At 59.8% G+C, this 12,209-nt stretch carries 16 protein-coding genes; 7 read left to right on the forward strand and 9 right to left on the reverse strand.

The window, feature by feature from the left end:
* Positions 1 to 82 precede the first annotated feature (82 nt).
* Entirely contained in the window at positions 83 to 862 is a 780-nt protein-coding gene (locus FHT73_RS07575) for a class I SAM-dependent methyltransferase (protein WP_183710698.1), read from the forward strand.
* A gap of 13 nt (positions 863 to 875) precedes the next feature.
* Here the strand turns inward: FHT73_RS07575 and FHT73_RS07580 are convergent, their stop codons facing one another.
* The 3 genes from FHT73_RS07580 to FHT73_RS07590 all read right to left on the reverse strand — a co-directional run bounded on the left by FHT73_RS07580 (position 876) and on the right by FHT73_RS07590 (position 3,130).
* The gene (locus FHT73_RS07580; protein ID WP_183710700.1) at positions 876 to 1,790 is read right to left on the reverse strand and encodes a c-type cytochrome; all 915 of its coding nucleotides are present in this window, start codon (positions 1,788 to 1,790) and stop codon (positions 876 to 878) included.
* Positions 1,791 to 1,884: 94 nt separating this feature from the next.
* Positions 1,885 to 2,328, reverse strand: a complete 444-nt coding sequence (locus FHT73_RS07585; RefSeq protein WP_183710708.1) for a cytochrome c — start codon at positions 2,326 to 2,328, stop codon at positions 1,885 to 1,887.
* A 166-nt stretch (positions 2,329 to 2,494) separates the two neighbouring features.
* Complete coding sequence (locus FHT73_RS07590) at positions 2,495 to 3,130, reverse strand: LysE family translocator (protein ID WP_183710710.1); 636 nt, start codon at positions 3,128 to 3,130, stop codon at positions 2,495 to 2,497.
* Between the two features lie 128 nt (positions 3,131 to 3,258).
* Between FHT73_RS07590 and FHT73_RS07595 the strand changes: the two genes are divergently transcribed.
* On the forward strand, positions 3,259 to 3,960 hold the full coding sequence (locus FHT73_RS07595; protein WP_183710712.1) for a YafY family protein: 702 nt from the start codon (positions 3,259 to 3,261) through the stop codon (positions 3,958 to 3,960).
* Positions 3,961 to 4,043: 83 nt separating this feature from the next.
* On the opposite strand, the gene FHT73_RS07600 is transcribed toward FHT73_RS07595, so the two are convergent.
* Positions 4,044 to 4,886, reverse strand: coding sequence for a metallophosphoesterase (locus tag FHT73_RS07600; protein WP_183710714.1), 843 nt, complete (start codon positions 4,884 to 4,886; stop codon positions 4,044 to 4,046).
* A 125-nt stretch (positions 4,887 to 5,011) separates the two neighbouring features.
* A complete protein-coding gene (locus FHT73_RS07605) occupies positions 5,012 to 5,614 on the reverse strand; it encodes a superoxide dismutase (RefSeq protein WP_015339177.1) in 603 nt (200 codons plus the stop codon).
* Positions 5,615 to 5,884: 270 nt separating this feature from the next.
* On the opposite strand from FHT73_RS07605, the gene FHT73_RS07610 reads away from it, so the two are divergent.
* Positions 5,885 to 6,535 (forward strand): Asp/Glu racemase, encoded by a 651-nt coding sequence (locus FHT73_RS07610; protein ID WP_183710716.1) that lies wholly within the window; start codon positions 5,885 to 5,887, stop codon positions 6,533 to 6,535.
* A gap of 4 nt (positions 6,536 to 6,539) precedes the next feature.
* Here FHT73_RS07610 and FHT73_RS07615 read toward each other — a convergent pair whose 3' ends face one another.
* Positions 6,540 to 6,884, reverse strand: a complete 345-nt coding sequence (locus FHT73_RS07615) for a nuclear transport factor 2 family protein (RefSeq protein WP_112412362.1) — start codon at positions 6,882 to 6,884, stop codon at positions 6,540 to 6,542.
* A gap of 179 nt (positions 6,885 to 7,063) precedes the next feature.
* Between FHT73_RS07615 and FHT73_RS07620 the strand changes: the two genes are divergently transcribed.
* From FHT73_RS07620 to FHT73_RS07630, 3 genes are all read left to right on the forward strand, one after another.
* Positions 7,064 to 7,879, forward strand: a complete 816-nt coding sequence (locus FHT73_RS07620) for a helix-turn-helix domain-containing protein (RefSeq protein WP_183710718.1) — start codon at positions 7,064 to 7,066, stop codon at positions 7,877 to 7,879.
* Positions 7,880 to 7,987: 108 nt separating this feature from the next.
* Positions 7,988 to 8,674, forward strand: a complete 687-nt coding sequence (locus tag FHT73_RS07625; protein WP_183710720.1) for a YbhB/YbcL family Raf kinase inhibitor-like protein — start codon at positions 7,988 to 7,990, stop codon at positions 8,672 to 8,674.
* A complete protein-coding gene (locus tag FHT73_RS07630; RefSeq protein ID WP_183710722.1) occupies positions 8,671 to 9,900 on the forward strand; it encodes an MFS transporter in 1,230 nt (409 codons plus the stop codon). Before FHT73_RS07625 ends, FHT73_RS07630 begins: the two co-directional genes overlap by 4 nt.
* A 5-nt stretch (positions 9,901 to 9,905) precedes the next feature.
* Here the strand turns inward: FHT73_RS07630 and FHT73_RS07635 are convergent, their stop codons facing one another.
* Positions 9,906 to 10,157 (reverse strand): DUF1488 domain-containing protein, encoded by a 252-nt coding sequence (locus FHT73_RS07635; protein WP_112335592.1) that lies wholly within the window; start codon positions 10,155 to 10,157, stop codon positions 9,906 to 9,908.
* Positions 10,158 to 10,227: 70 nt separating this feature from the next.
* On the reverse strand, positions 10,228 to 10,350 hold the full coding sequence (locus tag FHT73_RS29705; protein ID WP_281409860.1) for a hypothetical protein: 123 nt from the start codon (positions 10,348 to 10,350) through the stop codon (positions 10,228 to 10,230).
* A 142-nt stretch (positions 10,351 to 10,492) separates the two neighbouring features.
* Here FHT73_RS29705 and FHT73_RS07640 point away from each other — a divergent pair, with 142 nt between their 5' ends.
* Positions 10,493 to 11,017, forward strand: a complete 525-nt coding sequence (locus FHT73_RS07640) for a GNAT family N-acetyltransferase (RefSeq protein WP_183710723.1) — start codon at positions 10,493 to 10,495, stop codon at positions 11,015 to 11,017.
* 21 nt (positions 11,018 to 11,038) lie between these two features.
* On the opposite strand, the gene FHT73_RS07645 is transcribed toward FHT73_RS07640, so the two are convergent.
* Positions 11,039 to 11,926 carry a branched-chain amino acid aminotransferase gene (locus FHT73_RS07645; RefSeq protein WP_183710725.1) on the reverse strand — a complete coding sequence of 296 codons (888 nt, stop codon included), beginning with the start codon at positions 11,924 to 11,926 and terminating at the stop codon, positions 11,039 to 11,041.
* Between the last annotated feature and the right edge of the window lie 283 nt (positions 11,927 to 12,209).

Below are 12,209 nucleotides of genomic sequence, written 5' to 3' on the forward strand. Positions count from 1 at the left end.
GCCGAATCCCATGGCTACAAGCTTGACCGGAAATGCGCTAGAAAAATGGCTGTCGACTTCGAACTGCAACTGGAGATGCGCCTTGGAACAGCGGTTCACATTCGATGGCGTCGCCACCCTCTACAATGCTTCCCGCCCGCTCTATCCCGATGCGCTTTTTGCCAATGTCATCGATTTTGCCAGGCTGGAAGCCAAGGATCAGGTCCTCGAAATCGGCTGCGGCACCGGACAAGCGACAGAGAGCTTTGCTCGCCGTGGCCTCTCCGTTCTCGCGCTTGATCCCGGCGCGGAACTGATTGCAGTTGCGCAGGAAAGATTGGCGGAATTTCCGCGAGTGCGGTTCGAGCACACCACCTTCGAAGCATGGCCGGGCGAGCCGGAGAGCCTCAGGCTGATATTCGCGGCCCAATCCTTCCATTGGGTTTCGCCGGAACTGCGCTTCGCCAGGACGGCCGCCCTCCTCGCGCCGGAAGGAACACTCGCCGTCTTCGGCAATGTGCCGATGAAGCCGGAATCGCCGCTGTCAGAAAAGTTCGCGGGGATCTACGCTCGCCATGCCCCACAGCTTGCCGGCCCGCCCGTGGAGGCCTGGTATTTGCCTGATGGCCCTTTTGCTCGGGAGCTGAAGCAATCAGACCACTTTGAAGCTCCGGTACACCACCATTATTCCTGGGGTCGGTCGCACACTGCGCAGAGCTATACGGACCTCTTGCGAACGCTCTCCAGCTATCGGCTTTTGAGCGGGGATCGGAGAGAAGCGCTGCTTTTCGAGCTTGCCGATGCGATAAACACACACGGCGGCAAATTCGAGCTGCATTACGAAACGCATCTCTATCTCGCCAGACGCGCGGGCGCGGCTTGAGCATCTTGCGGCTTTACTTCGCCGGTAGCGCCTTGAGATAGGCCGCGATCGCCTCGCGGTCGGTTGTCGGCAAGTGGGCGATGTTTTGCTGGACTTCGGCCATGGAACCGCCGGCCGAGTCATAGTCCGGGGTGAAGCCGGTCTCGAGGTAGTTGGCGATATCGCCGGCGCTCCAGCTGCCGATTGCCTTGGAGCCCGGGGTAATATCTGGGATGTGGCCCTTGCCCTCCGGATTGGGCGCGCCCGCCAGCCATTGGCCGCTCACGAAGCCGCCGAGGCTGTCACGTGGCGTATGGCATTCGCCGCAATGTCCCGGCCCTTCGACAAGATACTGACCACGCTTGACCTTCTCGTCGGCACTGGCAAGCACGATGCGCGGCTGATCGTTGAGATATAGGAACTTCCAGCCGCCCAGCGCGAGCCGGATATTGAAGGGAAAGGGCAGCTCATGCGGCGGAACGACATTGTCGCTTTTCGGCAGCGTCTTCAGGAAGGCCCAGAGATCGTTGATGTCCTTGTCGCTCATGCGGGTATAGGAGCCGTAGGGAAAGGACGGATAGAGGTGCTCGCCGTTTTTGCCGACGCCGCGCTTCATGGCATTGCCGAAATCGGCCAGCGTCCAGCTGCCAAGCCCCGCCTTCTCATCCGGCGAGATATTCGGGACATGGAAGGTTCCGAATGGGCTGGTAAGGGCGAGACCACCCGAAAGCACCAGCTTGGCATCGCCCTGGACGCCGGGTGCCGCATGACAGCTCGTACAGCCGCCGGCCCAGAAGACCAGCTGACCGTTTTTAACATCTGGGTCACCGAGATTGGCCCAATGGCTGGCGGGCAAGGGCGACGGCGCGGTGATGACATAGAATGCACCACCGCCGAGAATGATCACGCCAAAAAGGCAAAGCAGCCACCGAATAAACCGCGCCATCATTCCACCCCTTAGCCCAGCTCCAAAGCCAAAAGCCTCCGCAGCGATAGAATTGTGCGGAGGCCAAAATCGATATTCAAACTAGGCCGACCTACCGCTAGTCCTTCTTGATGCGATAGGCCTGGTGACAGGCGCCGCAGCTGCCGCCGAGGGTCTTCAGCGTCGCGCCGACGCCGGCCTTATCGGCGGGGAGCTGGGCGAGCGCCGTCTCGGCATCGGTGGAAAGCTTGGCGGCATGCGCCTTGAAGTCATCGAGATTGTCCCAGATCTTCGGATTGACCTCGGGATCGGTCTTGTCGCTCTGCGGATTGAACTGATCCGGAAACGCCTTGGCGGTTTCGGCGATCGTCGTCAGAGATGCCTTGACGATGTCGGCGTCATAGGGCTTGTCGCCCTTGGCAATCGCGCCGAGAGCACCCGTTGCGCCCCCGATCTTCTTCATCATGCCGATGCGGGACTCATGCGTGCCGTCGGCCGCGACGACCGAACCCAGTGCGATGCCGGCCAGAGCCGTCGCCATCACAATCGCTTTCCACTTCATTTCGTTCTCCTACCTCTTCGCAAATGGTGCGGACCGCTTGCGCGGCCGGCGCATGATTACGGCGACATGTTTGCCGGTTTCCTTTCCGGCAATGAAGTCACAAAGTAGTGAGATGCAAGTGAAATCAGTGTCATGCTACCGACACACTCATTCGCAGCTTCAGCCCTCACGCTAATTTCAAGCCCTCCCAGACAGTAAACACTGAAACTGCGACAAGCAGCAGCCCGGCTGCGCGGCCCGCAAAGGCAGTTGCTCTGGGATTGGCAACCAGCAGCTCGCGACTGCGCCCTGCAGTGATGGCAAGTCCGCCATAGACGGCAAATTGCGTTGCGATGGTCATGGCTCCCATGATGACGGCCTGTATCCACATCGGGCCGTAATCCGGCTTCAGGAATTGCGGGTACACGGCAAAGATGAAGAGATAGGCCTTGGGATTGATGAGGCAAGTCAATGCCCCCTGCCGGAAGGCTTTCCAGGCGGAGCGGCTGCCAGCAGGCCCACTCTCCCCAACGGTTATGGAGCTGCGCATCAGCGTATAGCCGATGAAGGCCATGTAGGCGCCGCCGACAACAAGCAGCGGATTGAAGAGAACGGGTACGAAATGCATCAACAGGCCGATGCCGATGGCGCCGTTCAGCGAATGCACCGCACCGCCCAGCATGATGCCGCCCGTCGCGGCAAGGCCGCGGTTGCTGCCGCCGGTAAGGGAATTGGCGAGCACGAACAGCATGTCCATACCCGGTACGATTATGATGCCCAAAAGAAGGATGAGGAAGAGCCAGAGATTTTCTGCGTAACCCATGTCAGTTGCCTATCGAGCTCTCCATGGAAACAGGAGAGGAAATGGTTGATTTTCAAGTCGATAGGCAGTCTTATAAAATGAGCCAACTGACGGGGTATTGTCAGTAGCCTTCATCTTTGGGACAACAAATGCGCAAGGCATCACGCCTGTTCGAGATCATCCAGATCCTGCGGCTGGCAAAGCGGCCAGTGACGGGGGCCGATATTGCCGCCCGGCTGGAGGTGACGGTGCGTTCGGTTTATCGCGATATCGCCGCGTTACAGGCGATGCGCGTGCCGATCGAGGGTGAGCGGGGCATCGGCTATATCCTGCGGCCCGGCTTCGACCTGCCGCCGCTGATGTTTTCCATCGAGGAGATGGAGGCGATCGTGCTATCGCTGGCCCTGTTGGAGCGCACCGGCGATGCCGAGCTCAAGCAGGCGGCCAAGCGCGTTACCGCGAAGATTGCCGGCGCCGTGCCGCCGCCGTTGCGCCAGACGCTCGATGCCAATGCGCTGCATGCCTGGGGCTTTGCCGCACCTTCGGCCTCGGCCATCGATCTTTCGCTTATGCGCCGCGCCATTCGCGACGAGGAAAAGCTGGACCTTGCCTATCGTGACGAGCTCGGCCGCGCCACGGAACGCATCATCCGGCCGATCGCGTTGATCTATTATGCCGAAACGGCCAACATCGTCGCCTGGTGCGAGCTGCGCCAGGCTATCCGCAACTTCCGCAGCGATCGGATCGAAGGCTGCGAGGCGACGGGATTATGGTTCAAGGGCGAAGGCAACGGTCTGAGGCAGATCTGGGTGAATGGCTGGCAGACAAACACCCCAGCCGCGGCCGGCTGAGGCGTTGGCAACATCGATCGCAAGGCCAGATCCTGTAAACCAGACAACCTCATCTCCCATCCGCATGCCGCAGCGGAATAGGTTCAGCGTAGCGCCAGGGTTCGGCTCGTCTCGCGGCCAAAGCCGCTGATTTCGAGCCGGTCCTCACAGACCGAGACAATCGCGTAGGCGCTCGTGTCTTCGGTGTCCACCATGCCCTTGAAGTTGACGAAGTAAGTGCCATCCGACACGCCGAAATTGCCGGCATGATTGTGACCGTTAAGGTAAGCGACGACATGGCCATGCTCTGCCAAAAGGGCCAGCAAGCGGTCGCTGTTCAGGGCATTATGTCCATTCTCTGGGAAGACGGGATAGTGGTTCATGACGATGACCTTCTCGCCTGCCGCCTTTGCTTCCTTGAGTTTCGCGGCGAGCCAGTCATATTGTTTGTCGCCGATCGCCCCGTTCCAGCGCTGGCCATTGAGTGCGCCGGCGATCTCCAGCGCCTTCATCAGATCCTTCGCCTCCTGCCGCCGCGGATCGCCTTCCGGCGGGGCAAAGACGCTGATTTCATTGCCGTCAAGCGCGATGAAGCGATAGCCGGAAAGACTGAAATCGTAATAGGGCGACGGCATGCCGACCCGCGCCGGCACCGTGCCGAGATGTTGCGGAGCAACGGCGAAATCATGGTTGCCGAGCAGGAAATGCTTGCGATGACGCAAGGCTTGGTAGACCGGCAAAACGGCGTCGAAGCTCTTCCATTCACGATCGATGATATCGCCGAGGGTCACCACAAAGGCGAGATCGTGCCGATTGAACTCCTCAATTGCCGCGCGAAGCTTGTCGAGGCTTTTTGCCGGATAGCGATTGAGGGTCAGATTCGGCTCAAGATCCGCATATTGCGGATCGGCGATGACACCAAAGCGGAAGAGCGGTGCTGATGGCATTCAGCCTCCTGTGGCGATCTCCTGGGCCGCCAAGCGGCACACGGATATATCAATAAGGCTGCTCATAAGAAAACACCCGACGCCAGAAAGACGCCGGGTGCGAAAGCCAGCCTATGCGGCAAACCTTACTTCGTCGCGGCTTCGTAGCGCTCCAGGACGTAGTCCCAGTTGATAAGGCTGTCGATGAAGGCTTCGAGGTACTTCGGGCGCAGGTTGCGGTAGTCGATGTAGTAGGAGTGTTCCCATACGTCGACGCCGAGGATCGGGTCGGCGCCGTGAACGAGCGGGTTTTCGCCGTTCGGGGTCTTGGAGATTTCCAGCTTGCCGTTCTTGACGGAAACCCATGCCCAGCCGGAGCCGAACTGAGTGGCGCCGGCAGCGGCGAAATCGGCTTTGAACTTGTCGTAGCCGCCGAGATCGGAAGCAAACGCTGCTTCGAGCTTGCCCGGCAGCTTGTTGCCGCCGCCGCCCTTCTTCATCCACTTCCAGAAATGGATGTGGTTGTAGTGCTGGGCAGCATTGTTGAAGAGGCCGGCATTGGTGCCGAAGGACTTTTTCACGATTTCTTCGAGCGAAAGATCGGCAAGACCTGCTTCCGCAGCGAGCTTGTTGCCGTTGTCGACATAGGCCTTGTGGTGCTTGTCGTGGTGATATTCGAGGGTCTCACGCGACATGAAGGGCGAAAGTGCATCGTAATCATAAGGAAGTTCAGGCAATTCGAAAGCCATGGTCATATCTCCTCTTGGCAAAAAATTGCGTCGGCAGGTGAAGCGGAACATAGGAGCCGTCGCCTGGAAGAGCAACCGGCGACATGCCAAAAAAGTTGCACGTAGGAGCAAAAATTGCCCTACTTTTCAAATAGGTATAGCATCGACTTAGAAGTTTACCTTATTGCATATGATGATGTTTCGATACAGGGCGGACTGCCGCGGCAAAACATCGACAAGGCATAGCCCCAAGGCTAGTTTACGGATCTCCTGTCGTGATGAGGAACATCTGTGACGATCGCCTGCCTGCACACCGCCGAAAGCAATATCACCGTCTATGAAGCGGCGGCGAAGGCGCTCGGATTGCCTGATGGCATGCTGCATCATCATGTCCGTGCCGATCTTCTTCTCGCCGCCGAAAAGGTGGGACGCCTGACGGATGAGATTTCGGCCGAAACGGCAGCGCTTCTCTGGCATCTGGCGGAGGATGCCGATGCCGTCGTGCTCAACTGCTCGACACTAGGCCCAGCAGCGTCGAAGATCGCGGCCGGCGCCGGAGCCCCGATCATCCAGGCAGATGCAGTGTTGGCAGAGCAGGCGGTCAAGGCGGGCGGTAAGGTTATCGTGCTGTGCACCGTCGAAACGACCATCGCCCCGACGACTGCGCTTTTCGAAGCAGCGGCTAAGGCGACGGGTGCCGAAATCGAGGTTCGGCTGGTGCCGGGTGCATGGGCGCACTTCCGGGCGGGCGATCTGTCGGCCTATCTTGCTTCCATTGCCGATGCGGTAACGGCGGCCAGCGGCGAAAGTGCCGTCACGATCGCTTTCGCTCAAGCATCAATGACCGATGCCGTTCATCTTCTTCCGGGAAACCGCCCGCAACCTATGACCGGTCCAGCAGCCGCACTTGCCGCCGCGATGGCGAAGATTACGGGCAGCTGAAGCATTATAAATTCCGCCCGAAATAGACGTTCACCTCGGCTATGCGGTCGCCGGCAAAGCGGATCAGCTCGACATTGCGAAAGCTGGCGCCATCCATCTTCTCGGCGCGATAGCCGACGATCACATCGTCACCATCCGCGACCAGATGTTCGATATGAATATCGCGAAACACCTTCTCCTTCGGCCAGCAGTGTTCGAAGTACCGCTTCCGGTCGATGTGATCGTCGCGCGGGCTGGAAAAGGTGAAATCCCGGGTCAGCATCGGGTCGACAATATCGGGATGCTGAGCGACATAGGCTGCAAACAGCCGCTTGACCGTATCGCAACGGGCATTTTCGAGAGAGTTCATAATCTGCCTCCTCCTTTGCATCAGGACGGGGTTTGATCCGTCAACCATAAACTGATTGTATAATGCAATCAGTTTATAACATCAGCCCGGCGAACCAACAAGGCGCTTTGCAGACTTGGCATTGCCGCCCGCGTGGTCCAAACTCCTCAAGCATCCCAATCAGCAGAAAGCCATCGCAAGTGTCCGAGGCTCATCACCACATGTTGGAAAAGCTGCGTCGGCTGGCGGCCAAAGACAATCGTCCGGCGGTCGAGCCAACCGGCATCGGCAGCTATTCCACGCTTTTTACCTTCGTGACGCGCGAACGCGAACGCATTGCTGGCTCCGCCTTTTCCCAGGTTTCAATCGTCGCCATCCTCGAAGGTTCCAAGGAAATCGTCAGCATGGGACGGCAGCGGCATTTTTCGGCCGGTACGGTGCTCGTGCTGCCGGCCGGGTGGAGCGGCGATGTCGTCAACGACCCCGATCCGCAGACCGGCGTCTATCGGGCGATCTTCATCACCTTTCCCGAGGAATTGACACGGCGCGCGGCAAAAGCCTTTCCGCCAGCCCAAACCGCATCGCAGATCGACCTGCCGCTCGATTCGTTGCTGGCCGCTGCCATCGGCCATGCCGGCGAAGGCATTGCCAGTGGAAGCCTGCCGATCCCACTGATCGAGCATAGACTCGTGGAAATACTCATGGTGCTCGGCATGCGCGGTGCCCTGCCCGTTTTGCCGGAGACAACCGCCGAGGCGGTACGGGCGCTGGTGCGCTGGCAGCCGGACCGTGCCTGGACAGCCGATCTCATTGCCGCCGAACTCGGCACGAGCAACGCCACATTGCGTCGTCGCCTGTCGCGCGAGGGCGCTTCCCTGCGAGAGGTACTGGCAAGCGAACGTGTGGCGCTGGCAACGACCCTTCTCGCGGAGGACGGGCTGTCGCTGCGGGAAGCCGCGCTTGCGACAGGCTATCGCTCGCCGCGCCGTTTCGCCGATCGACTTCGCAGCGCGTGAGCGTTTGCGACAGCATTTTGAGCGTTTGCGTGCGCAGCCGCTCGGCACGAATTTGTTACATCCTGCCCTCGAAGGCTCATAGGAGCCGCAACATGAAAGGGCAACATCATGAAAACCATGCTCAAAATTCTGAATGCCACCGTCATCGTAGCAGTTGTCGCCACCCCAGCCCTATCGGCCGATCTCAAAGTGACATTCGCAAAGAGCAACGGCCAGACGCTACTGCCGGAAAACGCCTCCTGCGTTTCGACAGGGTCCGACAAATCGGCGCCCGGCCCTAACAAGAGCCCTGCCGTCTCCTGGTCGAAAGGGCCGAAGGGCACGCGATCCTATGCGCTGACGATGGTCGACCCTGACGTGCCCGCCGATTTCTCGTTGTTCAACAAGGCGGACAAAACCATTCCGAAGGATTTCAAGCGGATGGAATTCGTTCACTGGGTGCTGGCCGACATCCCTGCAACGCGCACCAGCCTGACCGAAGGCATGGATGGAAACGGCCCCTCCTCTAGCGGCCTGCCGCTCGAGCGCACGACCTATGGACGGCGCGGTCAGAATGGCGCCGGTGGTGGCAATTTGAAGGACGGGCCGCATGGCGGCTACATGGGCGCTTGCCCGCCCTGGAATGACGAACGCATTCACAGCTACCACGTCACCGTCTATGCGCTGGATGTCGATCGGCTGAACCTTCCTGACCTCTTTACTCGCGCCGACCTGCTCGCCGCCGCGAAGGGTCATATCCTGGCATCGGGCAGCCAGGAACTGTTTTACACATTGAATGCAAAGGCCGCGAAATGACCGAGACGAGATGGGATGCAGCCGCACCGGCCGAGCCGGAAACCGCGCATTGGATGCGGAACCTGATCATCTGCCTCGCCGGCTCGTTCACGACGATCGTGGCGATGACGCTGCTGCTCCCGTTCCTGCCGCTCTATGTCGAGGAACTCGGTGTCAGCGACAAGGCCGCGATCGTACAATGGTCCGGCATTGCCTATGGCGCGACCTTCTTCGCCGCCGCTTTCGTCGCGCCGCTCTGGGGGCGGCTCGGCGATATCTATGGCCGCAAGCTGATGCTGATCCGCGCCAGCCTCGGCATGACGGTCGCCATCTCTCTGATGGGCATGGCCGGCAATGTCTGGCAACTGGTGGCGCTGCGCCTGTTCACCGGTCTCGCCGGCGGCTATGCCTCGGGATCGATGGTGCTGGTGGCAGCCCAGACGCCGAAGCATCGCTCCGCCTGGGCGCTGGGTACGCTTTCGGCTGGTATCATGGCCGGCAATCTCGTCGGACCGCTGATCGGAGGCGCACTGCCGCCTGTTATCGGTATTCGCGGCACTTTCCTGCTGGCAGGAGGCGTAATCTTCCTGACCTTCCTGGCAACGACCTTCCTGATCAAGGAGGAGAAATCCACCGCGCGCAAGAAGGCTGCGAAGGCCAGCGGCAGCTGGGCCTCCATTCCGGACAAGCGCCCCGTCATCGCCATGCTGTCGCTCGGCCTGCTGCTGATGCTCGCCAATATGTCGATCGAGCCGATCATAACGGTCTATGTCGCGCAGTTCGTTAGCGACGCCAGGGTGACGATGGTGTCGGGCGTCGTGATGGCCGCAGCGGCGCTCGGCAGCATCCTGTCGTCCTCGTGGCTCGGCAAGCTCGCCGATCGCATCGGATACTGGAGCGTCATCATGGTCGCCCTCGCCGCCGCTGCGCTGCTGCTGATACCGCAGGCCTTCGTCACCTCGGCCTGGCAATTGATCGGCTTGCGCTTCCTGATGGGTGTGGCGCTCGGCGGCCTCCTGCCCTGCATCACCGCCGTCATCCGGCATAATGTGCCCGATGCGGCCACCGGCAGCATTCTCGGGCTCTCCATCTCCTCGCAATATGTCGGTCAGGTGGCAGGCCCGGTCCTGGGCGGCTTCGTCGGTGGTCATATCGGCATGCGCGCCGTGTTCCTCGGAACCTGCGTGCTACTGGCGATCGGCGCGATCTATTGCTGGTGGGTCAGCCCGAAGAAAGAGGCGGAATAGTCTCGTCAGCGAAAATCGCTAGCGGTCAGGACGTACAGGCGTCGTCGGGCATGGCCGTAGGCTCTGGCGGCGACCTTCTGGATCGCGTCTCGTCCGTCATCGAAGGCGGCGAGATATCCAGCTTCGGTATGCGAACCCGGGAAGACATCCGCGTCGACCAGAAACGAAACCTCGAACATGCCGTCATAGCCGGTGAAACGGATACGCCTCGCCGAAGCGTCGTAACTGCGGCTGCGATTGGGAAAGCTCAGGCTCATCGTCGACTACCTCTAAACAAAACGGCCCCGGCGGCCTGATTAAGGCCGACGGTTTCAATTGCTTCCGACTTCACCAGGTCAATCCGAACAGCGTCGAATAGACGACGAACGCAATCGCCAACACGACGCAGAGCTGGAGGAAAGCCCTGTAATAGTCGAAGAGATAGACAGACGCAGGAAGAGAGATTTTCATGGCGGCCTCCTTAAGGGTTTTGCCAACCGAGATCACAATATCACAAAAGCCCCCTTCGCGCCGTTTAATTTGGATTGGGTTTGCGCTTCAACATTATCCGTGTGGGATCTTCGCCTTATCTCGATAGTCTTGGAGAACAGCAGTGCTTCCGACTTTTGAAACTGGCCGCCTGATCCTGCGCCCGCGCACCCTGGCGGACATCGACGATTGCCTCGCCATGGATCGCGATCCGGAGGTGACGAGATTCATTCCGGGGCCATGGGGCGATCCCGAGGCACACCGACTATTCCTGACGAGCCGCATGGAGGCTGATTTCGGTGATGGCCTCGGCTATTGGTCAATCTTCGCCAAGGAGGATCCGAAGCAATTTCTCGGCTGGATTTTACTGATCCCCGTCGACGCGGTCGGGCCAGACATCGAGATTGGCTGGCGGTTGAACAGGTTCGCCTGGGGCAAAGGCTATGCCACGGAAGCGGCAAGGCCGGTTCTCACGCATGCTTTCGGAACACATGGCCTCGAACGGCTGATTGCCGATATCGCACCCGGCAACACCGCCTCCATTCGCGTGGCCGAAAAGCTCGGCCTGTCCCCGACGCGCGAGACAACGTATCTCGGCCAGCCCTTTGCGTCCTATCAGATGACCAGGGACGCTTTCGAAGCTCGATAGATTGTAACCTGTCAGGCCTGACTACTCTTCGCTGGCGCTGCGTCCGTGCGCCCAATCCATATAGAGTTCCAGCGCCTTGCGGGCGACTGGCCCTTCCTGGAATTCGCGATCATCCAGGCGATTGACGCTGACGACCTTGGAATAGTTGCCGGTCGTGAAGATCTCGTCGGCGCCCATGAACTGCTCGACGGACAGGGTTTCCTCCCGCACGTCGAAGCCTTCCCGACGCAATAGCCCGATGACGCGGGCCCGCGTGATACCGGCAAGGAAGGTGCGGTTGGCGACCGGCGTATAGACGATGCCGTCCTTGACCATGAAGACGTTGGACGACGCCGTCTCGACGACATTGCCGTTCATATCGCGGACGAGCGCATTGTTGAAACCGCGGCCTCTCGCCTCCAGGATCATGCGGCCGCTGTTCGGATAGAGCGAGCCGGCCTTGGCGTCGGTCATCGCCGTCTCCGGCGACGGACGGCGGAAGGGCGAGACCGTGAGCGTGATGCCGCCATTGCCGCCAAGCGGCGCCTCGAACAGGCAGAGCGCGAAACGCGTCGATTCCGCGTCGACGGCAACGACGCTGCCCGGCGAACCATGCTCGCCCCAATACATCGGCTTGATATAGATCGGCGTCTTGCCGTCGAATTTCTTGATGCCTTCCCAGGCGAGCGCCTCGATCTCTTCAGCCGTCTTGATTGGCTTCAGCCCCATGGCGATGGCCGAACGATTGATGCGCTGGCAATGGAGGTCGAGATCAGGTGCGATGCCATCGAACCAGCGGGCACCATCGAACACGGTCGAGCCAAGCCACATGGCATGCGAAGTCGGCCCGATCAGCGGCGGATTGCCGGAAAGCCATTCTCCTTCGACATAGGTCCAGGTGGTGGTTCGGGGCGACGTATCGACTGCCATGGTGGTTTCCTCCCGTTGATCGGTTCAGCTTTCGCCGGATCGCGGAACCGCTCCATCTTCTTGTTTTCTCGCAATTCCAGGAAAAGCGCTCAGCGCTTTTCCTGGAATTGCTCTAGGTGGCAAAGACCAAATAGCCGCATAATCCTAGGGTCAAGCGGAAACTACGCGGTAAAATTCATTTGCAACAAAGCGCCCGATACCGCATTCATAACGCAATTTTCATGCGTCGAAACAACAACTTGACGAATAGATCCATCAGGAAAAGTGATGAACCGTAGGAATC

This window comes from Rhizobium sp. BK098 (assembly GCF_014193155.1).
GTDB lineage: Bacteria > Pseudomonadota > Alphaproteobacteria > Rhizobiales > Rhizobiaceae > Rhizobium.

Bases quoted from the DNA above. Each gene is read 5' to 3' on its own strand.
- FHT73_RS07585 (WP_183710708.1), bottom strand. From the start codon at position 2,328: ATGAAGTGGAAAGCGATTGTGATGGCGACGGCTCTGGCCGGCATCGCA.
- FHT73_RS07630 (WP_183710722.1), top strand. From the start codon at position 8,671: ATGACCGAGACGAGATGGGATGCAGCCGCACCGGCCGAGCCGGAAACC.
- FHT73_RS07600 (WP_183710714.1), bottom strand. From the start codon at position 4,886: ATGCCATCAGCACCGCTCTTCCGCTTTGGTGTCATCGCCGATCCGCAA.
- FHT73_RS07580 (WP_183710700.1), bottom strand. From the start codon at position 1,790: ATGATGGCGCGGTTTATTCGGTGGCTGCTTTGCCTTTTTGGCGTGATC.
- FHT73_RS07590 (WP_183710710.1), bottom strand. From the start codon at position 3,130: ATGGGTTACGCAGAAAATCTCTGGCTCTTCCTCATCCTTCTTTTGGGC.
- FHT73_RS07635 (WP_112335592.1), bottom strand. From the start codon at position 10,157: ATGAGCCTGAGCTTTCCCAATCGCAGCCGCAGTTACGACGCTTCGGCG.
- FHT73_RS07605 (WP_015339177.1), bottom strand. From the start codon at position 5,614: ATGGCTTTCGAATTGCCTGAACTTCCTTATGATTACGATGCACTTTCG.
- FHT73_RS07625 (WP_183710720.1), top strand. From the start codon at position 7,988: ATGAAAACCATGCTCAAAATTCTGAATGCCACCGTCATCGTAGCAGTT.
- FHT73_RS07645 (WP_183710725.1), bottom strand. From the start codon at position 11,926: ATGGCAGTCGATACGTCGCCCCGAACCACCACCTGGACCTATGTCGAA.
- FHT73_RS29705 (WP_281409860.1), bottom strand. From the start codon at position 10,350: ATGAAAATCTCTCTTCCTGCGTCTGTCTATCTCTTCGACTATTACAGG.
- FHT73_RS07595 (WP_183710712.1), top strand. From the start codon at position 3,259: ATGCGCAAGGCATCACGCCTGTTCGAGATCATCCAGATCCTGCGGCTG.
- FHT73_RS07615 (WP_112412362.1), bottom strand. From the start codon at position 6,884: ATGAACTCTCTCGAAAATGCCCGTTGCGATACGGTCAAGCGGCTGTTT.